Source organism: Paraburkholderia bryophila, from assembly GCF_013409255.1.
GTDB lineage: Bacteria > Pseudomonadota > Gammaproteobacteria > Burkholderiales > Burkholderiaceae > Paraburkholderia.
Genome location: NZ_JACCAS010000002.1, coordinates 418,277 through 442,510 on the forward strand (window position 1 = coordinate 418,277; position 24,234 = coordinate 442,510).

Below are 24,234 nucleotides of genomic sequence, written 5' to 3' on the forward strand. Positions count from 1 at the left end.
CGACCGGAGTCGGCGTGTCGCCCCGAGCGCTTACCCGGATATCGAATCGCCTGCTCCAGTCCGTGCAATGTATTGCACGTGATACTGGCGCACCGCCCTGCGGCGCGCCGAAACCAGTCTTGTGCCGGCCTTCCTTTGATTCGCGCATGACGCGCACCACGATGCCGGGCCGCAAGGTCCGGCGAGCATTCTAGCCGCGCGCGCGCTTCAATTGTTCGAAGGTGGTGATTTTTCCGGCCAGCGCGCTCGCCGCCACCGTGTAGGGACTGGCGAGCCACACGTCGCCCGGTCCCGAACGCCCCGGAAAATTGCGGTTAATCGCGCTGATCGTCACGTCATTCGCCTCGGCGGATTGCCCCGGTCCGCAATTCGCGCACGACCCGCAACCCGGCATCACGAGCGTCACGCCCGCGCGCTCGAACACCGGCAAATAGCCTTGCGCCTCGCAATACATACGCACGGCCATGGTGCCGAATTGCAGAAACAAACGTGTGCCATCCGGTACACGAATGCCTCGCTCGACACCCCAGCGCAGCACCTCGTGGTAGTAGTCGAAGTCTTCGCGCTTGCCCGCGGTGCACGAACCGCCATAGGCAATGTCGATCGCGACGTCCTGTTCCAGTTGTAGCGCCGGCATGCCGTTGCCGGGGTCGCCTGGGCGCGCGAGCATCGGTTCGATCCGGCTCGCGTCGATCCGGATCGTGTCGCGATAGGTCGCGCCAGGATCGCTTTTCATCCAGCTTTCCACGCTGAAATCGACGCCGCGCCGCTCCTTCAGAAACGCCGTGGTGCGCGCATCCGGTTCGACAATGCCCGTGAAGCCGCCCAATTCCGCGACCATGTTCGTCAAGGTCGCACGCTCGTCGACCGACATCGCGCGCACCGCCTCGCCGCCATATTCGAACACGAGGCCGATCGCGCCGCCCGAGCGGATCGCGTCCATCTGCAGCAGATAGAGCACCACGTCTTTGGCGGTCACGCCTTCGCGCAGACCACCGTCGATCTCGATGCGCAAAGTCTCCGGCACCTTGCAGCGCACATAGCCCGTCACCCAGCTATTGGCGATTTCCGTTGCGCCCGCACCGAATGCGAGGCAGCCGAGCGCGCCCGAATGCGGTGTGTGCGAATCGGTGCCGCAGGCCACTTGCCCCGGCAGCGCGTATTGCTCCGCCATCAGCGCATGACAGATGCCTTCGGAGCCGGGCAGCGTGTCGAGCGCGCCGTGCGAGCGCACCGGGTAGTCGCGCGAGAACGACGTATGCCCTTCCATCAGATTGGCGACGCCCGGCAGTAAACCATCGCGCACGTGCGGAATGCTCTGCGCCGCGAGCACCAGATGATCCTGAAACGCGACGATGTGATCCGGCTCATGCAAAGGCGCGGGCTTGCCGAACGCGCGATGCATCAGATGCGCGCACATACCGGTGAAGTAGTCGTGACTGAAGCGCCAGTCGGCGGCGATGAACACGCCGTCGCCACGCCGCGCGTTCGTCATGCCGGGATGCAGATGCCGCGCGATGATCTTCTCGACCAGCGTCATCGGTTCGGCGCTCAGCGCGTCCGCGTTCGCCGTGGCATTGGCGCTGGCGTCGGCACTGCCCGCCACACGAGGCGCGGGCCAATCCGCAAACTTGCTATACGCGAGCAAACCGCCGCTGCGAATGATCTGCTGCGTGAGCTCATCGCGGCCTTCGAGAAACGCGTCGATCGGCACGGTCTCGCCGGACATCAGTCGGTCGAGCACGGAGAAATCGGTCGTGGTGAGAATGCCGATGTTGTCGCAATTCTGCTGGTAGATGCGCTCGAAACTCTCCGCGACGATCAACCGGATGCCCGCCGACAACTCCGCCAGCGGGCTCGATTCGCGCGACGAACCCTTGCCGTAGCGCTTGCCCGCAACCGTGATCTGGAAGCCACCGTCTTTCACCGCATTGCGCCCAATCGGCAGACGCTCGCCGGTCTTGAAGCCGACGTACGGATACTGGCCGAGACGTTCGTCGTAAGTGAGCATCACGGTGACGGGCGTGATCTCGTCGGTGGAGACGTTATCGCGTAGCGACCCTGCACTGGCGCGCGTGAAGTTGCCGCCGGCCAGTTGCGCATCGATCACCGCGGGGTCTTGAGACAGGAACAGCACGCGGCCGTCCAGACGAATCGTATCGCTCATGAGCACTCTCCTTCTGCTCACTATACGGCGCGCGCAAGCGCTGCCGAAGTGCCGTTGCAGCAACGCAGACCTCTCGTTTCATGAGGTTTGCGCATCCTCGTCCCACGTCACGCAGCGCACGAGGCAGCAATTTATTCCGCAGGGCCAGTTGACAATAATTCTCATTTACCATAAATTTGTAAGGCTTTATTCATCTTTATCCATCCAATTCACATACACGGTCCGCATTTAATGCGAACTGCCAGCCAGGTGCTTCTCGTCACCCAGCCAGCTCACGGGCTCGTTTGATCGGGAGAACCACACGTGCATCACCTCAATACAGCGCGACGTCCGCTGTGCACCATGCTGTCCGGCGTATTTGGCGTCGTCGGTCTTTGGGCCGCGCAGTCGGCTCACGCAGCAGATAACACGCCGGCTCAGAAAGCCGCCGCGCAACAGGTAGCGCAGGCACCGCAAGCCGCGTCGGCGGTGCAACTTGCGTCGGGCAGACTGCTCGATCCGGTGACCGTTACCGCCACCCGCACCGCGTCCGCGCAGAGTCGCACGGCCGCGTCCGTCTCGGTCATCACCGACCAGGACCTCGAAGAACAGCAAGCCGAGAACATCAAGGATGCGCTGCGCTACGAGCCCGGCGTCACGGTGCGCCGCACGCCTTACCGGCCCGGCTCGGCAGCCTTGGGCGGCGGTCGCGACAACGATTCGAGCATCAATATTCGCGGCCTCGAAGGCAACCGCATTCTGATGATGGAAGACGGCATCCGCCTGCCCTATTCGTTCACGTTCGGTCCGCTCGAATCGGGCCGCGGCGACTACGCGGATCTCGGCACGCTCAAGCGCATTGAAATTCTGCGCGGCCCGGCCTCGGCGCTGTATGGCAGCGACGGCTTGACCGGCGCGGTGAACTTCCTGACCAAAGACCCGCAGGACCTGCTCGACATCTACAACAAGCCGACTTATTTCTCGGTGCGTCCGAGCTATGAATCGGCCGATCGCAGTTTCGGCGCGACCGTGCAGGCAGCCGGCGGCAACGACATGATTCAGGGCATGCTGATCGCCGACGGCCGGCGCGGCCACGAAGTGGACAACAAAGGCTCGAACAATTCGGCGACGACGCTGCGCACCACGGCGAATCCGCAGGACACGTATTCCGAAACGCTGCTCGGCAAGCTGGTCGTCAAACCGACCGCGCACGACACCTTCAAATTCACCGCCGAAACCGTGCGCGAACGGATCGACACGAACGTGCTGTCGGCGATCAACCCGCCCACCACGCTCGCGCTGACCGGCAACGACAAGCTCGAACGCAATCGCTACAGCCTCGACTACGACTTCAATAACGAGGCCGCGCCGTTTTTCCAGACCGCGCACGTTCAGGTGTACTACCAGGACGCCTGGCAGGATCAGAACTCGTATGAGAAGCGTGGCTCGTCGGCGTCGCGTACGCGTTTGAGCCACTACGGCGAGCGTGTCTTCGGCGGCTCGGCGTTCGCGGAGAGCAACTTCCGCACGGGCATCCTCTCGCACAAGCTGCTGTATGGCGGCGACGGCAGTCTCGATCGCGTGACGGCGCTGCGCGACGGTACCGTGCCGGGCGTAGGCGAAGCCGCGTTTCCGAACAAGCCGTTCCCGGATACCGATTACCGCCTGCTCGGCGCGTTCATTCAGGATCAGATCAGCTACGGCGGCCTGACCGTCACGCCGGGTTTGCGTTTCGACACCTACGCGCTGAACGCGAAAACCGGCGACCCGCAGTATCTGGGCAAGCCGGTTTCGTCGAGCGACAACGCGTTGTCGCCGCGACTCGCGGTGCTGTACGAAGTGTCGCCCGCATTGATTCCGTACGCGCAATACGCGCACGGCTTCCGCGCGCCGTCGCCGGATCAGGTGAACAACAGCTTCGCGAATCCGCTGTATGGCTATACGTCGATCGGCAATCCGAACCTCAAGCCGGAAACCAGCGACACCATCGAAGCCGGTTTGCGCGGCAAGCTCGGCACCGGCCTCGGCCCGTTGCGCTATAGCGCGGCGATCTTCGCCGGCCGTTATCGCGACTTCATCGCGCAACAAGCGGTGAGCGGCAACGGCCGCCCCAACGACCCGACGGTGTTCCAGTACGTCAACTATTCGCGGGCCTCGATTCACGGCCTCGAAGGACGCGCGGAATGGGCGCTGCCGTATGGCTTCACGGTCAAGACCGCGATGGCCTTCACCAAGGGGAGCGTGGAAGGCGGCACCGGCGCGAATCAGCCGCTCGACACCATCAACCCGTTCTCGGCCGTATTCGGCCTTCGCTATGAACCGGGCGAACGCTGGTTCGTGCAAACCGACCTGCTGTTCCAGGCCGCAAAGAAAACCAGCGACATCACGCCGAAGAACTGCGCGTCGCAAACCTGCTTCGCACCGGGCTCGAGTTTCGTCGTCGACCTGCGCGGCGGCTATCGCTTCAACAAGCACGTCGTTGCGTATCTCGGCGTGTACAACCTGTTCGACCGCAAGTACTGGAACTGGTCGGACGTGCGCGGCATTGCGGAAACGTCGCCGGTCAAGGACGCTTACACCGCCCCCGGCCGCAACGTGTCGGTCAGCATGAAGGTCGACTTCTGATGCAGCACGCGCACGCCGCCCTCCCCTCTTTCAACCCGCTGTACGGCATTGCGAGGCACTTATCATGCTGAATTCCGCCCGTCACGATGTAGCTGCATTGACTCAACTGCGTCACGATTTTCAAACTGTGAAAGCCGCGCAGAAACTGCGCAACCGTGAGGCCGCGCACGCGCTCGGCATTAGCGAAGGCGAAGCGCTCGCGGCGTTCGTCGGCGAACACGTGGTGCGGCTCGAGCCGAACTTCGTCGAGCTGTACGAACAGATGCCGCTACTGGGTGCCGTGATGGCGCTCACGCGTAACGAGGCCGCCGTGCACGAGAAAGACGGCGTCTTCGAAGACATGAGTCACGACGGCACCGTCGGCCTCGTGCTCGGCAGCGCGATCGATCTGCGGGTGTTCTATCACGCGTGGGCCTCGGGTTTCGCGGTGCGCGAAACCACCGCGCAGGGCGTGCAAAAAAGCCTGCAATTCTTCGACAGGCAAGGTCATGCGGTCCACAAGATTTTTCTGCGCGAGCACAGCAATCACGAAGCGTTCGACGCCTTCGTCGAACGCTGGCAAATGCGCGACCAGGCGCCGGGCCTTGCAACGGAAGAAGCGTCCGCGCCGCCCGCTTTGAATCTGGACGGCGATATCGACGTCGCCGCGTTTCATGGCGCGTGGGACGCGATGACGGACACGCACCAGTTCTTCGGCATGCTGCGCAAGTTCGGCCTCGCCCGCACCCAGGCCTTGCGGCTCGCCGAACGCCGCTACGCCTACCCGGTCGCCAACGACGCGCTGCAAGGCCTGCTCGAACGCGCCGCGCAGACCACGCTGCCGATCATGGTGTTCGTCGGCAATCGCGGCATGATCCAGATTCACACCGGACCGGTCAGCAATATCCGCATGATGGGCCCGTGGGTCAACGTGCTCGATCCGGGCTTCAATCTGCATCTGCGTGGCGATCTGATCGCCAGCGCGTGGGTCGTGCGCAAGCCGACCAGCGACGGCATCGTCACCTCGCTCGAACTGTTCGACGCGAACGGCGAGAACATCGCGATGCTGTTCGGCGCGCGCAAACCGGGTCAGCCGGAACTCGCCGGCTGGCGCGAACTGATCGACGGCATCGCGCCTCTCGAAGCCGGAGCGGCAGCGTGAACGCGGCCCGCCTGAACGGGCAGCGGCGCCGCCTGATGCTCGGCGGCGGCGCGCTGTTGCTCGGCGCATTGGCGCCGCGCGCGTTCGCGCAGCCGCCGCGCCGCGTGATCGTGGTCGGCGGCGCGCTCGCCGAGATCATTTACGCGCTCGGCGCACAAGGCAACGCGACCAGCACGGCCAGCGTGCTGGTCGGCGCGGATACGACCTGCAGCTATCCGGCTGCGGCACGCGCGTTGCCGAAGGTCGGCTATCAGCGCGCGTTGTCGGCGGAAGGCTTGCTGTCGTTGCGGCCCGATCTGATCCTCGCCTCGGCCGAAGCCGGGCCGCCCAACGTGCTCACGCAGGTCAAACAGGCGGGCGTGTCGGTCGTATCGTTCGCGGAACAGCACGACGTGGACAGCGTGCGCGACAAGATCACCGGCATCGCCAAGGCGCTCGACGCGAAGCCGCAGGGCGACGCGCTGCTGACGCGCTTCGACGGCGAATGGCAGCGTGCGCGCGAGGCTGTTGCGGCCTCCCCGCTCGCGCGCCGCGCGCAGCCGCCGCGCGTGCTGTTCGTGCTGAATCACACGGGCAACAGCGCGATGGTCGCCGGCCAGCACACCGCCGCTGACGCGATGCTCACCTATGCCGGCGCGCGTAACGCGATGCAGGGCTTCAACGGTTATCGGCCGCTGTCGGCCGAAGCGCTGGTGAGCGCCGCGCCCGATCTGATCCTGACCACCGACGAAGGCCTGAGCGCGGTCGGCGGCGCAACGGCGATGCTGGCGAGCCCCGGCTTCGCGGCGACGCCCGCGGGACAGAACAAGCGCGTCGTCGCGCTCGACGCCTTGTTCCTGCTCGGCTTCGGCCCGCGCCTGCCTGGTGCGGTGACCACGCTGAACCAGAATCTGCAGGAGGCGTGATGGAGACGGACCTCGTGGCGTCAGCGTCGGGGCAAGGGCCGGTGCAAGGGCCAGCGCCGTCAGGCCGTTATCCGCCGAAGTCGGCCACGCTGGCCGAGCGGCGGCGACGCACCGCCCGTCTGCTACTGGGCGCGCTAGCCGTCGCGCTCGGTCTGGCTACGCTCGCGGCGATCTGCATCGGCGCGTATCGCATCAGCCCCGCGCTGGTGTGGTCCGCGTTGCTCGCGACACCCGCCGACCTGGCCAACGATCCGGCGCTTCAACAGGCGCGCGCGGTCCTGCTGCAAATCCGTTTGCCCCGCGTCGTGCTGGCGCTGCTGGTCGGCGCGGGCTTCGGCTCGGCGGGCAGCGCGCTGCAGGCGCTGTTTCGCAACCCGCTCGCCGATCCTGGGTTGATCGGCATTTCGAGCGGCGCGGCGTTGGGCGCCTCCACGCTGATCGTGCTCGGTCCGATGATCGGCGCCTTGAGTCTCGTGTGGCTGCCGGCCGCCGCGTTTCTCGGCGCGCTGACCGTGGCGGCGCTCGTCTACCGGCTTGCCGCCGCGCGCGGCCGGCTCGCGCTGCCGCTGCTGCTGCTCGCCGGCATCGCGATCAATGCGCTGGCCGGCGCCGCGATCGGCCTGCTCACCTATCTCGCCGACGACGCGCAATTGCGTTCGCTGACCTTCTGGAGCCTCGGCAGTCTCGGCGGCGCACAGTGGCCGGTGCTCGGCGCAGTCGCGCCCTTCGTCGTGACCGGCGCGCTGGTGATCGCGCGCAACAGCCACGCGCTGAACGCGCTGCAACTCGGCGAAACCGAGGCGCAGCATCTAGGCGTGCCCGCTCAGGCGGTCAAACGCACGGTGCTGGTGGCGTCGGCGTTGGGCGTCGGCGCGCTGGTGTCGTGTACCGGCGTGATCGGTTTTATCGGTCTCGTCGCCCCGCATTGCGTGAGGCTCGCCTGCGGTCCCGATCAGCGTGTGGTGATGCCCGGCGCGATACTGCTCGGCGCCACGCTGACCGTGCTCGCCGATCTCGCGGCACGCACCGTTGCCGCGCCGGCCGAAGTGCCGCTCGGCATTCTGACCGCACTGATCGGTGCGCCCTTCTTTCTCGCGTTGCTGTGGCGCAGCCGCAGTCAACTCGGTCTGTGAGCGATCCAGACTTCCTGACGGAGAGCATCCGATGCTCATGACCAGCCATCTCTCGATCACCCGCGGCGACCGGCCGATTCTGCGCGATCTTTCGCTGACGGTTAAGCCCGGTTGCCTGACTACGCTGCTCGGCTGTAACGGGGCCGGCAAGAGCACGTTGCTGAAAGCGCTGGCAGGCGAGTTTCATGGCGGCGGTTCGACGCGGCCGCCGCAGTTGAGCGGCACGACGACGCTCAATGGCGAGTCGCTGGACCGTATGTCGTCGAAGCGTCTTGCGCGCTTGCGCGCGGTGTTGCCGCAAGCTTCGAACCCGGTGTTTCCGTTCACGGTCGAGGAGATCGTGTTGCTCGGACGCTATCCGCATGCGGCGAGCGGCGCTGTGTCGCGCAACGATCGGCGGATCGTCGACGAAGCGTTGACACTAGCGGGTGCTGACACGCTCACGGGCCGCGACATCACCACACTGTCCGGCGGCGAGTTGGCGAGGGTGCAGTTTGCCCGCGTGCTGGCGCAGATCTGGCCGCAAGACGATGACGCCGGCGACGCTCGTGGCACATCGGATCAACCGACCCGCTATCTGCTGCTCGATGAGCCGACTGCCGCGTTGGACCTGGCACATCAGCATCGCTTGCTGGAGACCGTCAGGGCATTGACGCGCCGTTGGCGAATCGGCGCGCTGGCTATCGTGCATGATCCGAATCTGGCCGCCCGTTATGCCGATGCAATCGCGTTGCTGGCGGACGGCACGATCATCGCGCAAGGCACGCCGCGGGAGATCATGCAGCCGGCGTTGATCGAGCGATGCTTCGGGTTCGCGGTGCGGATGCTGGATGCGGGAGATGGGTCGGCGCCGGTGGCGGTGCCGGCTTGAGGTTTTTGAGCCTCGAATTGAGCGTTCGCCGCCGCGGCGACTCTCCGGGCACAGATGCCGGTTACCAAAGCAAGTATTTTTGAAAGCTATTTGGAACAATATAAATAATCAAACCCAATCCGCATAAGCAATTTCCCAACTTGCAACTCCTGATCATTTTTCAATTGCCTTCACATAATCGTCATACGTAAAATCCCCGTTATTCTCGAAGATATTAATAGGGATTTCATGGATGCGCGGGGAATGAGCGGAATGATAACGGGCGGACTGTCCCAGCAGGACCGGCTTCTCAAACTGGACACGCCTGCCGGCGCTAACGCCCTGCTGCCGCATCGGGTCGCCGCGCGCTCGCGCATAGGCCGCGATTACCTTTTCATGGTCGACTGCGTGTCCACGTCGGGCGACGTCGAACTCAAAACGCTGATCGCCCAAGCCGTTACACTCTGGATACAGCAGACCGACGGGTCTTATCTGCCGCATCACGGCTACGTGCACACTGCACGCAGGCTCGGGGCCGATGGCGGCCTGACCGGTTATCAACTCGTCTTCGCTTCGTGGCTGCACTTCCTGAGATTTCGCCGCGACCAGCGGCACTGGCAGGACAAAAGCGCCGACGAAATCATCTCGGACGTGTTTAACCAGCATCCCCAAGCGCAGGGCATGTTCCGCTTCGCGCTGTCGCAGCCACTGCCGTCGCGCTCATATTGCCGACAGGGCGACAGCGACTGGAACTTCGTGCACCGGTTGCTTGAGTCGGAAGGGCTATACGGCATCTGGCAGCAAGCCGCGGATGGTAAATCGCATACGCTGGTGATTACCGATCGCCTTGAAACGCTCGAACCGCTTTCGCCGGAAGCGGTAAATTTTTACCGCGCCGGGACAGGCAGCGAGGCCAATGCGCTAACGCAATGGTCAGGCACGCGCACGCTGCAATCCGCCTTGCTGTCGACACGCACCTTCGACTATAAGAATCCGTCGACCGTGTTTAATCCCAAAGGCACGTCGATCCCGACGATGGCCAATCAGGGCGCATTGCCCGCGCAGACAGAAGTCTACGAATACACCGGCGGCTACACATATCCGTTGCAGGAGCGCGGCGACCATCTGTCCAAAATCCGCATGGAGGAATGGGAATCGAGGGCGAAGCGCTTTCACGGCATCGCCGGCCTGCGCCGGATCGATGCGGGACGGCGCTTCACGATAGCCGGTCATCCGTTACACGATCAGGACGCCGATAGCCAGCGCGAATTCGCGACTATCGAGGTCGAGTGGGTCATCGAGAACAATCTCCCGCTCTCCGGGCACGAGTCGAATTATCCGCATAGCCTGCACGATGAACTCGCGCTGGCGCGCGCCGACGATCCCGCAAAGCTGTTCAACATCCCGTATGACGATGGCTCGACCGGGTTCTATCGCGTTGTGATCGAAGCTCAACGTACGACAGTCCCCTATCGCAGCCCGTTCGAGCACCGTAAGCCCGATGCGAAACTGGAGTCGGCGATCGTCGCCGGTCCGGCAGGACAAGAGGCCTACACCGATGATCTGAACCGGGTGAAGGTGCTGTTCATCTGGGATCGGCTTAACGAGGGTGACGAACGTGCGTCGTGCTGGGTGCGTGTCACGCAGTCGGATACGGGCAGCGGCTACGGCGGCGTTCACATGCCACGCGCGGGTGAAGAATTGCTGATCGGCCACATCGGCAACGATATCGACCGGCCGATCGCCCTTCATCGCGTCTATAACGGGGCGGCGAGACCGCAATGGCATTCGAACGGGTTGTTGTCGGGCTATCGGTCGAAAGAGTTTTCTGGTGCTGGCTTCAACCAGATGGTAATGGATGACTCTACGGCGCAGAACCGGGTCCAAGTCTATAGCAGCAGCACCCATGCGCAGTTGCATCTTGGCTACCTGATCAACCATACCGGTAATACGCGTGGCGCCTACCTGGGCAGCGGGTTCGACCTGAGTTCGGAGGCTTATGGTGCGCTGCGGGCGGGTCGCGGGCTTTATGTGTCGACTCATCCGGTTACCAGCCAGCCGCTGGATGTAAGCATAGCGAACAATCAGCTCACCAGTGCTCAGAGCCTGGTTGACGCAAGGTCGCAAGCGAGCGAGGCATCCACGGCCGGGAGCCTGAAAGATGGGCACGATTCCCTGAAGGCCTTCACCAACGCGACACAGCACAGCGAGTCTGGCGCCACGAGCACCGGCGGCAACACGGCCGGCGGCGGAACCGGCACCGCGAATGCATTCAGCCAACCGGTCATGCTGTTCGCCTCGCCTTCCGGTATCGCGCTATCGACACAGAAATCGGCTCAAGTTTCGACCAGCCGCCACATCAATCTTGTAAGTGGGCAAAGCACGCACATTGCGACCGGAAAGTCGCTGGTTGCGAGCATCACGAACACGCTCAGTCTATTTGCGCAGAACGCGGGGATGAAGCTGTTCGCAGCGAAAGGGAAAGTAGAGGTGCAGGCTCATGCGGACAACATTGAAGTGACCGCGCAGAAGTCGCTCCTACTCGTCTCAGCGACGGAGAATGTGCAGGCCGCGGCACAGCAGGAAATTCTGTTGACCGCGGTAGGCGCGTATATCCGCATGAAGGACGGCAACATCGAGATTCATGCGCCGGGGAAGATCGACATCAAGGGTGCGCAGCATGCGTTCAGTGGGCCAACGCGGATGGATGTGACTAATCCGACGTTCAAGGACATGCCGACTAGGAGGTTGATGCTGAATACCTTCGCGTCGCCGTCGGCGACCAGCGTGGTTCCTGCTGGGATGCCGTATAGGTTGTTTGCGGACGGTGCGTTGGTGAAACAGGGAGTATTCGATAAGACCGGGCAGTTACCGATCGATCACCAGGTGACAACGCAGAAGTACACGCTGGTGATGGCAAACGGCGTGAAGCATGAGATTCCGGTTCCGGGCGAGTACCGGGACGCGGCCAATGGCGCGTTGGCGAATCAGGGATTTCAGTTTCATGAGAACAGCGCCGCAACGGACATCACACAGCCAGGAGATCGAGCCCAGCATCGCCAACGATATAACGATCTCCTTAACCCCAATTCGGGAGACGACGCTTGACTGCGCCCTCGTCCATTACCACTCCGCTTGCACTCAATCAGACATCGAACGCATCGACATGCATGCCGTGGTTCGTCGATATGACGGATGAAGGTCCCGCTGAGTTTCATCCGGTACCTTGCTCCTACAAGCCGTTGGTGAACGGAGAGGAAGCATTTGGTGCAGTGTACGACGCCATTATGGCTGCAAGGTATAGCGTCGATATTATCTGTTGGGGCTTCCAACCGTCGATGTATTTTAAGCGCAACGATGGTGGCGCTTCACTCAACATCGGTGATCTGTTGATCAAGAAGGGGCTGGAAGGCGTCAGGGTGAGAATCCTGTGCTGGGCCGACTTCTGGGCAGTGGCGCAAACCACCGAAAACTCGACACCGGGTCTAAGCTGGATAAGGAGCCGAGTGTTCCAGAACGAAAACAACACAGAGGAAGAATATGACCGCGCGTGGTACAGCCGGGCGCGCGGAACGATATACGGCCCAACGCTCGAAAATGAGCGGAACCGCGCCGCCGCAGAACGGCGCGCGCAGTTCAAGGCCGGCGTGACACCCACTATGCCAAAACCGGCAGGCGCGGCGCTGCAGACGCTACCGGGAATCGAGATGGCCACACGTGATTTTTCGTTCACGGATCGCCTGAAGATCGCCTATCGTGAACTCACGTCCCGGTCCGACAAAGCCCTAAACGAAGAGGCAATCATCCTGAGCTTCAGTCAGGAACCTTCACATCACCAAAAAATGGTATTGGTGGACTACGAGGCACCGGAACACTCGGTGGGTTTCGTGATGGGCCACAACACGCTCGATGCCTATTGGGACAACGATGCTCATTCTTTTGCTCGCATGCACCCACGCTTCGGCCGCAACGGTGCGACGCCGCGTCAGGACATGTCCGCTCTTGTCACGGGACCTATCCTTGAGCATCTGAACCGGAATTTCTGTACCGCCTGGAAACGCAGTACGGATGTTGACTTGCTTACTCCGCGCAAGGCGCTCGCTTCCAGACTGACATCGCGCCCGGACAAAGGCACGCTGGTGATGGCGCAGATCAATCGCACTCAATCACAGGAACATCGTCGGGATATTAAGGCGATGTACCAGCAAACCACGAATAATGCGAGTAGCTTTATCTACATCGAGAACCAGTACTTCCGCTGGCCGCCCTTGGTCGACAACATCAAGGCCGCGGTAAACAGACAGCTTCAGTGGGGACGGAATACCGGCAAAGATGGGTCACTTTACCTGTTCGTGGTGACCAATTCCAGCGAGGATGGCCTAGACAAGGGGCAGGTATCCACTTATCGCATGATGGAGTCGCTTGGGCGTGCCGACACCATGCCGAATGTGACGAAGTTACAACGGGGCGATGCGCTTTCGGTGCAGCAGGGGCAACTGGAGACACAACTGTACGCCCTGAAACAAGACGACAGTAACATGTATATGTCTGGGGCATTGACGCCGGAAGATCGCGCAAAACTGCAGGCCCACAACGTGGCACAGGAAAAGATCGCTCAGCAGAAGCTCAATGATGTAAACCAGCGAATCAAAGAAAATGAAGAAAACGCACTCATCCCATCGGCCATAGCTGGCCTGAAAGTGCTTATCTGTACACTGGTTGCACCGGACTCCACCGCAGCGGCCTGGATGGACACATACGTTCACAGCAAGATCATGATAATTGACGACGCGTTCCTTACCCATGGCTCGGCAAATATCAACACGCGCAGCATGGAGGTTGACAGCGAACTGAATATTTGCCACGAGCACGGTGATGTGACAAAGGCGCTTCGCAAGCGGCTCTGGAGCCTTCATACAAAGCCGGGCCCGTCAGAGCATCAGGCTACAAGAGGCAATGCCGGCGCAACATACGCACGAGCCGTTGGGGACGACATCACAGAGGCATTTAAGGCGTGGACGTCTTTGATCGACACAAACAGGAAACTTCGCAACTTGAAAAATGAACCTCCAGTAGCGTCGCTTGTTGGATTTCTCACCAATACAACAAAGCGAAGCACGCTTGACTGACCATGCGCAGAACTCTCGTTGTTTTGTCCTTTGTGTGCGTCCTGTCCGCCTGTTCGAAGAATGAAAATGCTATGAACCCGTTGCCCGACGTCAGCGCTGTGCGCTTAAATCTTGCTTTCACATGCACCCACGAAGCGGATCATTTGCCGCCCCTTGATCTCGAGGCAGACAAGCTATTTGAGTACGGCCGATATCTTGAAAAGAAAGATGGGTCGAAGGACTTCAATGATGTCGCCCGCTACTACCGTATCGCGGCCGCGTACGGTCACTACAAGGCGAACCACAATCTGCAGATCCTGATCTCGTCAGGATTAGCTTCGTCGCCCGATCCCGAAGCAGAAAGCATCGACCTCGCCGAGCAACTAATCAAGGCTCGCGTGCCGAGCGGCTATTACGATATCGGTCACTACCTGCTAACTGGCTATGGGCTTCAGCGCGATGAGGAGGCCGCTCGACGCTATATTCGTAAGGCGGCAGACTTAGGAAACGCCGACGCACAGTACTTCGTCGGGAATTTGCTCGATCCAGCTGACATGGCACCGGATATTGCGCTTCAAATGTTCCAGTGCGCCGCGGACCAGGGACATGGCGAAGCAGCGAACTATCTGGGCATCGGTTTGCGAATCGCTCAAAAGTATAACGAAGCATTGACTGCCTTTCAGAAAGCCGCGTCGGCAGGGAACACTCAAGGAGCATTTTCGCTCGAAATGGGCTTTCTCGCGACGTCAAAGGGTGACCGGTCAAGCTATCTCGGAATGACGCCCGACCCCGAACGGGCACGACGGTACAACCTCATCGGCAAGCTCATAGACAGCAATGACGGACGCAACCCCAAGGTCCCCGACATCGACAAGATCGTACCGCTTCCGCCTGCGAAATTGCCTTCGTGGGACGGCACCTTCCAGTGGCAAAAAGAACAGGACGCAGCTGTGCCACCGCAGAAGCCCTCCGACGACCTCATCGATGAGCTTGCTAAAGCAAAGCACCTCGACCCGGCGACTGGCCTTCCACTGACTGGCGCGTCCACCAAGACTTCCGCAGAGGATCAACCCGCGACAATTGCTGCTCGCCTACCGATCGGAATAGTTGCCGCCACTGGTGAATCGTGCCCTGAAGACGGCGTCTGGTGCGCAAAGCTCGGCAAAGGCCAGACAGGCGATGCGCAGCGACGCTTCCTTAAGGGCGATGTGCTGCCCTCCCTGGTCGTGTATGAGTCGCGCAAGCTCGCGTTACTGGATCAGATATTGGAACCGCGCCAGCAGATGACAAAAGTCCAGTGGCAACTTGTCGGATACCTCGACCAAACCTGAGCCATCGTACGGGAGCGGAACCATTAGCTGCCATGGAATGCCACATGATCCGGATCGGCGACAAGACAACAAACGGTACGATGCTTGCCCCGTCAACCACGCTTGGGCCTGACGACCGGCAGATTGCGTATGAAGGCAACGATGCGATGTGTCCTGCATATCACTCGGCCGGCATGATCCAGTGCGACGGCCCGCGGGTAATGGCCGCCGGTCTCGACAGCCGACGTGTTGCATTGAGCAATGATCTGTGTATCTGCTGCCAGACGCGAGCATAGCAACGCACGTCCAATCAAAGACAGTTCGATGAACAAACACTTCCTGATCGTTTCGCTCGTGGTTCTCGCATGCGCCTGTGCGAAAAGGGAAACTCCGGTGGCCCGGCTACCTGACATGAGCGAAGTACGGGCCAATCTCGTGTTCACGTGCGCGCATGAGTCCGATCATCTTCCGCCGCTCGACCCAAAGGCCGATGTTCTCTTCCAGTACGCGAGGTTTCTGCAGAACCGGACCAGTTGGATTACATCTCTCTACCCAACGACCCCGAGCGGTCGCAGCGGTACGAGTTGACCTGGAAGTTTTTAACCAGCAATGACGAACGCAACCCCAAGGTCCCCGACATCGACAAGATCGTACCGCTTCCGCCTGCGAAATTGCCTTCGTGGGACGGCACGTTCCAGTGGCAAAAAGAACAAGACGCGGCAGTACCACCACAAAAGCCCTCCGACGAACTCATCGACGAGCTTGCCCAAGCAAAGCACCTCGCCCCTTCAACCGGCCTGCCGCCGAATCGAAAACCATCAACATAGCGGATAAACAAATGCCCAGAAACCCACGTATCCAGGCCCACTGGACCACCCGTCTGATCTGCTGTCTCGCCGCCCTACCCGTGATCGTCGCCGCACAGCATGCCCGTGCGGATAGCGACTGGCAGAAGAACCAGCATCTACGCACCGACTGGGTATTCGCAACGTTGAAAGAGAAGGACATTGGACCTACGCTCGACCACGCGCTCAAAGATCAGTCACGTTGGGCGAATCTGCCAGAGAATGCACCCGACACATTCCGCTGCAAGAAGCTTGAGCTTGCCCCGGCCTCACCAGCCGCAGTTGCCGCATTCAACGAAGCGCCCACAACGCGCGGCCCCGACGCGGACAAGGCCTACGCGAAAGCCGCCTCGCTCGGATACTGGAGGGCGGCGGCACGACTCGTAGGCAGCAACCTTGACGACGAAAACTGGGAAGGCGCAGCGCCGATCGTCGCATGGCTGCTCGTACATCATGTGCCGGCCGGATACAACAAACTCGCGGACATCCTGCAGGCGCAGTCGGGCTACGATGGCGAAACGCCGGGAGACAGCACGCTTAGCATGATCGCGTCGTTACGCTGGCGCGCCGCACGCGAAGGTGATCCGGTTGCGCAGGCGCAGATGGCCGATATCTTCGACAAGCTCAACAAGCCTGCAATCGCTGCGTCATTGCGCGCGTGCGCGACTGAGCAGAACCCAAGTCTGGCGCGCTAACGCGTACCTAACGGGGAGAGGCTGGCGCATCGCGCCCCTACTCGCCACTCCCCAAAAACCCCACCAACGCCGCCGCGCTCGCACTCAACTGCTCGCGCACTTTAAAAATCACAATCAACCGACGCACCGCCCACGCATCGCTCAACGACAACAGCCGCACGTCGAGCGCATTCACATAAAGCAAGCCCACCCGCTCCGGCACGATCGCTATACCGAGCCCCGCGTGCACCATCCGGCACAACGCATCCAGACTGCTCACACGGATCTTCACATCGAGTTGCCGGCCCTCCGCGGCCGCCTGCTGCGCGAGCATCTGCGTCAACGCGCTCTCGCTGCGCAGGCCGACGAAGCTATCGCCGAGCAAACCGTTGAACGCCACGCGCGCCATGCCGGCGAGACGGTGACCGCCCGGCACCATCACTGCCAAGCGGTCCTGCCGGTACGGCACCTGCTCGAACGCTTCGCTGCCCGCCACCGGATTGCAGATACCAAAGTCCGCCGCATGCTCGGCGACCAGGCGCAGCACCTCGGCGCTGTTCTCCTCTTCGAGTTCGATCGACACTTCCGGAAACGCGCGCCCGAACGCGGCCACATCTTCCGGCAGAAACTGCACGATCGACGACAGATTCGCCACCACCCGCACCCTGCCCTTCGCGCCCGATGAAAAGCGCGACAACTCCGCGCTCATCTGTTCGATGTTGCCGATGATCGCCAGCGCATAGCGCAGCACCGTCTCGCCGACCGGCGTCACCGTAATGCCGCGCGATTGGCGCTGGATCACCGGCAAGCCGATCACCGCCTCGATTTCCGCGATGCGCCGGCTCACTGCCGACGGCGCGATGAACTCGCGTTCGGCCGCCCGCGCGATATTGCGCTCCTGGCAAACGGCGACGAACAATCGCAGCGAAGTGAGATCGAGTTTCTTGAGAAGATTTTCCATTGAGCTTCCGTCACGGTAACGCCGAACCGACCAGACCAGACCGGACCCAGCCCGATCGTCTCGCCCGCATCCGCGATAGTCAATCGGTCGAGGTCATCCTCGGCGCGCGCGCTTTGTTTTAGCGGCGTTATCCGCTATCTTTCCGCACTCCGCACATTGCACGCCGTACTCTACACACCGGGCTGAAGCGCGCCCGCTCATCGCCGATTGGAGCCCCATGAACGCCGTTCGACTCAGCCGCGCAACTCGCGCCGATGCCGCCGATCTGATCGCCGCCAACCGCGCGAATCAGGACTACCACTTGCCGTGGGTGGCCTCCTTCACCGATCAAGCCGGCTTCGACGGTTGATTCTCGCGCACCCTGACCGGACCCAACGTCGGACTGGTCGCGCGGGAAACGGCGTCGAACGGGATTGTCGGCATTATCAACGTCAACGAGATCGTCTCGGGCGTTTTTCAGAGCGCTTATCTCGGCTACTACGGCATGTCGGCTTTCGCGCGCCAAGGCCTGATGACCGACGCGGTGCGCGCGGCGGCGAGCTATGCGTTCGGCGAGATGGGATTGCATCGGCTGGAAGCCAACATTCAACCGGGCAATGAGGCGTCGATCGCGCTGGTGCGCCGGTTGGGCTTTCTGAAGGAAGGGTATTCGCCGCGCTATCTGCGCATCGACGGCGAATGGCGCGATCACGAGCGATGGGCGCTGCTGGCCGACACACCGTCCGGCGACGCGCGCTAAGCGCCTAACGCGGGCTACACACTGTCCCGCTGCGCGGACGCGAGCGAAGCGCGCCGGTTCGAAACGCGAGCCATCGTCTTGCGGACCGGCGAATGCCGCGCGCCATCCGGCACGAACACATAACCGTGACTGCGCACGGTCTGGATAAACCTCGGCGCGGACGGGTCGGCCTCGAGAATCCGCCGCAGCCGCCACACCTGCACGTCGACGCCGCGATCCGTCCGTTCGTCTTCCGAGCCGTGCAGTAATTCGAGCAGGCGCACCCGCGTCAGCGTCCGCATCGGGTTCTCGACGAACACCTTCAGCAACGCGAATTCCGCCGCGGACAGAAAGAACGCGCCGCTGTCCATCTCCAGGGTGCGTAAACGCAGGTCCAGCGTGAACGGACCGAACACGATCGCGCGGTCTTCTTCCCGCGCGGCAGCTGGCAGGCACGTATTGCAACGCCGCAGCACCGCCCGCACGCGCGCCAGTAGTTCACGCGGATTGAAGGGTTTGCCGATGCAGTCGTCCGCGCCCATTTCGAGGCCGATAATGCGGTCGACGTCGGTGGGTCGCGCCGTGAGAATCACCGGCACCTCGTTGCCCGCCGCGCGCAGTTTGCTCAGCGCGTCCAGACCTTCGGTGCCGAACCGGATCTGATCGAGCACGACCAGATCGGGCGAGGTCTGCTCGATCTTTTGCGCCAGCAAACTCACGTCGCGCAGGACGGAAACCGCCATGCCCGCCCGTTCCAGCAGGGTGGTCAGCACCTCGACGAGTTCGACATCGTCGCCAACGACCAGTATTTGTGCATTCATATCAAGGAGTCTGACGCGCAGGATGGCAAGCGGGTTTGCAATCACGCTGGCGGTCGACTCACAGTGACCGGATCTTGAAGTTGGCTTTCAACGCCGCTTTCAAAACCGTCAGTCAGGTGCAAACCCTACGCAAACGTGCTGCCCAGATCTCTTGAACGGAGCGAACGGAGAGAATCCGTCGCTGAATGACTAATTATTTGCGTGGCGTCGCGCTGGGCTATGCGGTACGGCGTGGGGTGGTCGCTCGAAAGCCGTCGGTAAGCGTGTTTTCAGGCAGCGGCCAGCAAGTGCGCCGACGCATTGAACGTGACTTCGCCGCGGAGCATTTAAACTTCGCCGGTGGCTTTCCGGTCACGAATTGCTAGCCGATCCCATTCACCCGGCGGTGCTATCGAAGTTCGAAGCGCCATGCCCTTCGGAGAGATCCATGCCGTTGCACATGTCGAGATTGATTCTTTATGTCCACGACGTCGCGCTGCTGAAGTCCTTCTATCAAACCCATTTCGCGCTGCCCGTCAGCGAGGAAATCGAACACGAATGGGTCGTGCTGCAAGCGGGCGCGGTCGAGATCGCACTGCATCGGGTCGGCGAGCCGTATCGCAAGCTGTCGGCCAAACCGAATCATTCGAATGCGAAGCTAGTGTTCTCGGTGGAGTCCGGACTGGCTGAGTTGCACGACACACTCACGCGCGCAGGCGTGCCGATGCGCGGCCTGAAACGCTACGACGGTTTCCCGCAATTGATGTGCGACGGAGAAGATCCCGAAGGCAACGTGTTCCAGCTTTCGCAAGCGGATTGACCGGGTGTCGCGGCCTGATGTCCGCGTATGAACCCGGCCGGTTCCGCTAACGTTGCGATCAGGTTTCGCTCACGTTGCGCTCAGGTTGCGCTCACGCGCAACCGTCGATATCGCAACTCGGTCCGCTCTCCGCCGCAGATGAAGCCGAAGCGGACGCCGAAGCCCCGATCGATGCGCCGGTCAAGCGCGCAAGCTCGCGTGCCCATTCGACCGGCCGCCCGAGATACGCGCGAATATCGACGACACCGACCCGCCCGTGCGCATCTTCCAGCGCGAAGGTCGGAAAGCCGTGGCCACCCACGTCGTCCAGCAGACGACGGCTAGCGTCGATATGCTGCTGCGTCGACGCTCCGCTCTGCTGCGCGAACGCCGCGCCAAACGCCTCTGCCGGCAAGCCGATTTCCACGGCCAGTTCGTGCAGCACGGCAGCGTCGCTGATGCGCTTGCCTTCCTCATAGTGCGCACGCTGCTGGCGGTGAATCATGTCGAGCCCGCGCCCCGCCACGGCTTCTGCCGCCAACGCCGCCGTAATCGGCGGCTCCGAATCCATCACGGCGTGCTCGTCGCGCAACAGGTCGTCGAAATAGCCCGCGCCGAACGGCTGGCCGGTCAGGTCGGCAATACGCCGGTCGTGCGGCATCACGTAGTCGCGCCATTGCGGCGTCACGCGACGGCGCTGCGAACCCGCGAGCATGCCGCCGCCGTGAAACGCGAGCGAGAGACCGGGCACGGCACGCGCCGCCTCGACGAGCGGCGCGGCGCCATAGCACCAGCCACACAGCGGATCGTAGATGTAGTGAAGCGTCGCCATCATGCACCTCCTTGCGCGGTGGCCTTGTCGTCCGCGCGTTGACCCGCAGCGGGCGCCGAGCCCGCGGCTGCCGGTTTGCTATCCGACGCCGCCGCCGGCGCCGGCCATTGCATTTCGCCCTTGATGACCTTCGCGCTCAACTCGAGCGACGACACGCCGCCCAGGTCCGGATACGCCCGCTTCATCGCGTCAACGAGTTCGGTCGAATTCTTCGCCTTCGCGGCGGCGCTGTCGAAGGTCTTCAGATAGTCCGCGGTGAAGCGCACTGCCTTGATACCCGTCGGCATCGGGCCGGTGAAGTGTCCGGGCACGACCGTCGCCGGCTTGAGCGCGACGATACCGTCGAGCGTACTCAGCCACGCCGCGCGCGACGCCTCGCTCTGCGTATCCGCAACCCACACGTGGTCGCCGCTATTGACCACCACGCCGCCCGCCACCGTCTTGAGCGACGGAATCCACAGATACGTACGCTCGGGAGCCGGGCCCGCGAGGCCTTTGATTTCGAGGGTCCGGCCTTCCAGCGTCAGACGATCGCCGTGCAGCGCTTCGGGCAACACGAGACGCTTCGGCGCATTGTCCTTCAGCACCGGACCCCAGTACGCGAGCTTGCCGTCCATCGTCGCTTTGATCGCGGCGACGGTTTGCGGCGTCGCGACGATCTTCGCGTGCGGGAACGCGTCCTGAATGACGTCGAGGCCGAAGTAGTAATCGGGATCGCTCTGGCTGATGTAGACCGTGGTCAGCGTCTTACCGCTGGCCTTGAGCTTTTTCACCAACGCTTCGGCGTCGCTGCGCTGGAACTGCGCGTCGATCAGCACGGCGTCATGCGCACCCGTGACGATTTCCGACGACACCGGAAACACGCCCTTGTCGCCGGGGTTATAGACCTCGAGATGAAGCGGCGCGGCGCCGGCCGCGTGGGCGGCGAGGCCGACGCTCAGCAGCGTGGCGGGCAGGATCTGGCCGAGTTGGGAAAAGCGGAAAGAGCGCGACATGGATTCTCCAATAACGGGTTCTGAAACAATGCCGCCATTGTAAATTTCTTCGATCGATCTAAAAGCCGCTTATCATGCGCATATTTGTTGCATGAATCGATCGAATCATGGACCGTATCACCGCCGCCGAAGTTTTCGTGACGATCGCCGAACGGGGCAGCCTGACGGCCGCCGCCGACGGTCTGGACATGTCGCGCGCCATGGTCACGCGCTATCTGGCGCAAATGGAGGCGTGGTCGGGCGCGCGGCTGCTGCACCGGAGCACACGGCGTATCAGCCTGACTTCCGCGGGCGAAGCGGCTTTGGCGCGTTGCCGGCAGATGCTCGAGATTGCCGGCCAGATGGCCGTGACCGACGGTCCCGAAGCGGAGACGCCGCGCGGGCTGTTGCGCGTGGCCTGTGCGCAGGTGCTGGCGCAACAGGTGCTCGGCGCGGCGATGACCGCGTTCCTGAAGCGCTATCCCGCCACCGCCGTCGATCTGGTGGTCGACGGCCGTACGGTGAATCTGGTGGAAGAGCGCATCGATCTGGCGATCCGCATCACCGAGCAACTCGACCCCAGCCTGATCGCGCGGCCGCTCGGCATTTGCCCGTCGGTCCTGTGCGCGGCGCCGTCGTATCTCGCCGCGCACGGCACGCCGCGCGACGTCACGGAACTGGCCGTGCACAACTGCCTGACTTACTCGTACTTCGGCAAAAGTCTGTGGAAGTTCAAGGACGCGGCGAGCGGCGAGCCGTCGGCCGTGGCGGTGGGCGGCAATCTCAGCGCGAACGATTCGATGACGCTGCTGGCGGCCGCGCGCGAAGGCGCCGGGATTGCGATGCAACCCGTGTTCGCGGCAGCGCCGCTGATCGCGAGCGGACAACTGGTGCGGCTGCTGCCGGGTCACGAAGCGCAAACGCTCGATATTTACGGCGTCTATAACTCACGGCGGCAAATGCCGGCGGCGCTGCGTGTGCTGATCGATTTTCTGGTGGACTGGTTCGCGACGCATCTGGCGACGTGAGGCAACTTGACGTACGGGCGCTTCAATTGTCGGGGCTAAACCCGCGCGCGTAGACGAGCGCTTCGGCCAGCACGTCGACTTCCGACTGTTTTTCCCGCAACTGCGCGCGCAACTCGACGATCAACTGAACCGCGTCCAGCACGTTCGTGACCTCGACGGGCTCGTGACCTGACGCCGTGCCCCCTTCGTGCGAGTGAAGACGCCCCTGCGTTTTCCAGCCGTCGAGGTTGCTCGACCCGGATAACGTGCCCGCAGGCCGCTGACGGCGCACTCTACCGCGCCCGGCATCATGATCTTGACGGCAGTCGCTTTCCGCGGCCTCGCAAGACGCGCGGCGCCGGACGACTCGGGTGTGACGCGTAGCAAACAGCATGTTCTTCTCCGTTCCGGGGTACGACCGAACCGCGCAAAGCCGCGCAAGCTCAAGCATACCCAGGACTTTATTTACGTTACTGGAACTGATACAGATACCCGACGCGCGCGGCGGGAATGAAGCGCTTGCCGACCAGCGGGCTATCGGCGATCCCGCTGCCGAGGTGCGTGACCTGCAGATCGAGACTCACCGATTGACGCGGCGCGAGCTGATACGCGACCCGTGTGCCGATCGTCGCGTTCACCGTCGCACTGCCGTCATACGCAGGCCGCCCGGCGCGCGCCTCCGACGAAGTCACGCCGTAGTAATAGTCGACGTATTTGCCGGCGAACCAGGTGGCGTCGGCATGCGGCTCGATGCTCCAGCGCCCCATTTCGAACGCTTTCTTGAATTCGAGGCTGGCCTGCTGGCCTTTGTTGCCGCCCAGCAGGTAGCTGCCGGTGAGCGTGCCGAATGCCGTATGCCAGCCCACCACCGGGCCGTACCAGAACGTCAGGCTGTCGCGATTCGGCAGGCCGTTCAGGATCGGCGCATCCGAGGCCCGATAGCCTTCGAGAATCCCCACGCGGGCGCGCAATGCAACTGTCACGCCGCTCCATTGTCCGACCTTGAGATCGAGCCGCGTGGCGTACGCGTTGATCCATTTGTTGTCGATATAGAACAGCGGAATCGGTGTGATGCGCGCCTTATCGCCGCGGTAGGGCGACGCATCCACGCCCACGCCGGCGCCCAGGCCCCAGTGCGTCACGTTGGTCGCGTTGCTCAGCACGGTGAAGCCGGAATCGGCCTCGCTGTCGACGCCGCCCGCCCACGCGAAGCGGGAACTCATCAGCAGCGCGGCGGCCAGCAGCACCGGGTAGTCGCGGCAACGGACCTTCTTCACGACATCGGCAATACGACGCGTGGATTTCGACGAACTCGCCATTCAGTAACCTCCAATCAGAAGCGGCGAGATTACTCAGGCGATTCGACGCCATGATGTGCGCGATATTTCGAGCCCGATACAATGTGT

General features: G+C 62.4%; 17 protein-coding genes and 3 pseudogenes. 13 read left to right on the forward strand and 7 right to left on the reverse strand.

Going from position 1 to position 24,234, the window contains the following annotated elements; translation table 11 throughout:
- Positions 1 to 190: 190 nt before the first annotated feature.
- Positions 191 to 2,167: an aconitase family protein gene (locus GGD40_RS23165; RefSeq protein WP_179745223.1), complete on the reverse strand. Its 1,977-nt coding sequence runs from the start codon at positions 2,165 to 2,167 to the stop codon at positions 191 to 193.
- Positions 2,168 to 2,509: 342 nt separating this feature from the next.
- On the opposite strand from GGD40_RS23165, the gene GGD40_RS23170 reads away from it, so the two are divergent.
- From GGD40_RS23170 to GGD40_RS23215, 10 genes and pseudogenes are all read left to right on the forward strand, one after another.
- The gene (locus GGD40_RS23170; RefSeq protein ID WP_179747018.1) at positions 2,510 to 4,771 is read left to right on the forward strand and encodes a TonB-dependent hemoglobin/transferrin/lactoferrin family receptor; all 2,262 of its coding nucleotides are present in this window, start codon (positions 2,510 to 2,512) and stop codon (positions 4,769 to 4,771) included.
- Positions 4,772 to 4,835: 64 nt separating this feature from the next.
- Entirely contained in the window at positions 4,836 to 5,912 is a 1,077-nt protein-coding gene (locus tag GGD40_RS23175) for a hemin-degrading factor (protein WP_179745224.1), read from the forward strand.
- A 35-nt stretch (positions 5,913 to 5,947) separates the two neighbouring features.
- A complete protein-coding gene (locus GGD40_RS23180; RefSeq protein WP_179747019.1) occupies positions 5,948 to 6,817 on the forward strand; it encodes a heme/hemin ABC transporter substrate-binding protein in 870 nt (289 codons plus the stop codon).
- Complete coding sequence (locus tag GGD40_RS23185) at positions 6,817 to 7,950, forward strand: FecCD family ABC transporter permease (RefSeq protein WP_179745225.1); 1,134 nt, start codon at positions 6,817 to 6,819, stop codon at positions 7,948 to 7,950. Before GGD40_RS23180 ends, GGD40_RS23185 begins: the two co-directional genes overlap by 1 nt.
- Before the next feature lie 31 nt (positions 7,951 to 7,981).
- Entirely contained in the window at positions 7,982 to 8,821 is an 840-nt protein-coding gene (locus tag GGD40_RS23190) for a heme ABC transporter ATP-binding protein (RefSeq protein ID WP_179745226.1), read from the forward strand.
- Between the two features lie 228 nt (positions 8,822 to 9,049).
- Positions 9,050 to 11,908 carry a type VI secretion system Vgr family protein gene (locus GGD40_RS23195; RefSeq protein WP_179745227.1) on the forward strand — a complete coding sequence of 953 codons (2,859 nt, stop codon included), beginning with the start codon at positions 9,050 to 9,052 and terminating at the stop codon, positions 11,906 to 11,908.
- 62 nt (positions 11,909 to 11,970) lie between these two features.
- Positions 11,971 to 13,929: a phospholipase D-like domain-containing protein gene (locus GGD40_RS23200; RefSeq protein WP_179745228.1), complete on the forward strand. Its 1,959-nt coding sequence runs from the start codon at positions 11,971 to 11,973 to the stop codon at positions 13,927 to 13,929.
- 2 nt (positions 13,930 to 13,931) lie between these two features.
- A complete protein-coding gene (locus tag GGD40_RS23205) occupies positions 13,932 to 15,239 on the forward strand; it encodes an SEL1-like repeat protein (protein ID WP_221303939.1) in 1,308 nt (435 codons plus the stop codon).
- A gap of 506 nt (positions 15,240 to 15,745) precedes the next feature.
- Positions 15,746 to 16,045, forward strand: a pseudogene (locus GGD40_RS37245) (DUF6396 domain-containing protein); the annotation flags it as partial.
- Positions 16,046 to 16,125: 80 nt separating this feature from the next.
- Positions 16,126 to 16,758, forward strand: a complete 633-nt coding sequence (locus GGD40_RS23215) for a hypothetical protein (RefSeq protein WP_257030556.1) — start codon at positions 16,126 to 16,128, stop codon at positions 16,756 to 16,758.
- 37 nt (positions 16,759 to 16,795) lie between these two features.
- Here GGD40_RS23215 and GGD40_RS23220 read toward each other — a convergent pair whose 3' ends face one another.
- Positions 16,796 to 17,698 (reverse strand): LysR family transcriptional regulator, encoded by a 903-nt coding sequence (locus GGD40_RS23220; protein WP_179745230.1) that lies wholly within the window; start codon positions 17,696 to 17,698, stop codon positions 16,796 to 16,798.
- Between the two features lie 217 nt (positions 17,699 to 17,915).
- Here GGD40_RS23220 and GGD40_RS23225 point away from each other — a divergent pair.
- Positions 17,916 to 18,437 (forward strand): annotated as a pseudogene (locus GGD40_RS23225) (GNAT family N-acetyltransferase).
- A gap of 80 nt (positions 18,438 to 18,517) precedes the next feature.
- Here the strand turns inward: GGD40_RS23225 and GGD40_RS23230 are convergent.
- A pseudogene (locus tag GGD40_RS23230) lies at positions 18,518 to 19,237 on the reverse strand (winged helix-turn-helix domain-containing protein); the annotation flags it as partial.
- 427 nt (positions 19,238 to 19,664) lie between these two features.
- Here GGD40_RS23230 and GGD40_RS23235 point away from each other — a divergent pair.
- Entirely contained in the window at positions 19,665 to 20,036 is a 372-nt protein-coding gene (locus GGD40_RS23235) for a VOC family protein (RefSeq protein ID WP_179712689.1), read from the forward strand.
- A 91-nt stretch (positions 20,037 to 20,127) separates the two neighbouring features.
- Here the strand turns inward: GGD40_RS23235 and GGD40_RS23240 are convergent, their stop codons facing one another.
- Both GGD40_RS23240 and GGD40_RS23245 read right to left on the reverse strand, forming a co-directional pair.
- On the reverse strand, positions 20,128 to 20,847 hold the full coding sequence (locus GGD40_RS23240; RefSeq protein ID WP_179747021.1) for a DsbA family protein: 720 nt from the start codon (positions 20,845 to 20,847) through the stop codon (positions 20,128 to 20,130).
- Positions 20,847 to 21,842, reverse strand: a complete 996-nt coding sequence (locus tag GGD40_RS23245; protein ID WP_179745232.1) for an MBL fold metallo-hydrolase — start codon at positions 21,840 to 21,842, stop codon at positions 20,847 to 20,849. The genes GGD40_RS23240 and GGD40_RS23245 overlap by 1 nt, the downstream gene beginning before the upstream one ends.
- Before the next feature lie 107 nt (positions 21,843 to 21,949).
- Here GGD40_RS23245 and GGD40_RS23250 point away from each other — a divergent pair, with 107 nt between their 5' ends.
- Positions 21,950 to 22,849, forward strand: a complete 900-nt coding sequence (locus GGD40_RS23250; protein WP_179745233.1) for a LysR family transcriptional regulator — start codon at positions 21,950 to 21,952, stop codon at positions 22,847 to 22,849.
- Between the two features lie 22 nt (positions 22,850 to 22,871).
- Here GGD40_RS23250 and GGD40_RS23255 read toward each other — a convergent pair whose 3' ends face one another.
- Positions 22,872 to 23,222, reverse strand: coding sequence for a hypothetical protein (locus GGD40_RS23255; protein ID WP_184000885.1), 351 nt, complete (start codon positions 23,220 to 23,222; stop codon positions 22,872 to 22,874).
- 76 nt (positions 23,223 to 23,298) lie between these two features.
- The gene (locus GGD40_RS23260; RefSeq protein ID WP_179745234.1) at positions 23,299 to 24,147 is read right to left on the reverse strand and encodes a MipA/OmpV family protein; all 849 of its coding nucleotides are present in this window, start codon (positions 24,145 to 24,147) and stop codon (positions 23,299 to 23,301) included.
- Between the last annotated feature and the right edge of the window lie 87 nt (positions 24,148 to 24,234).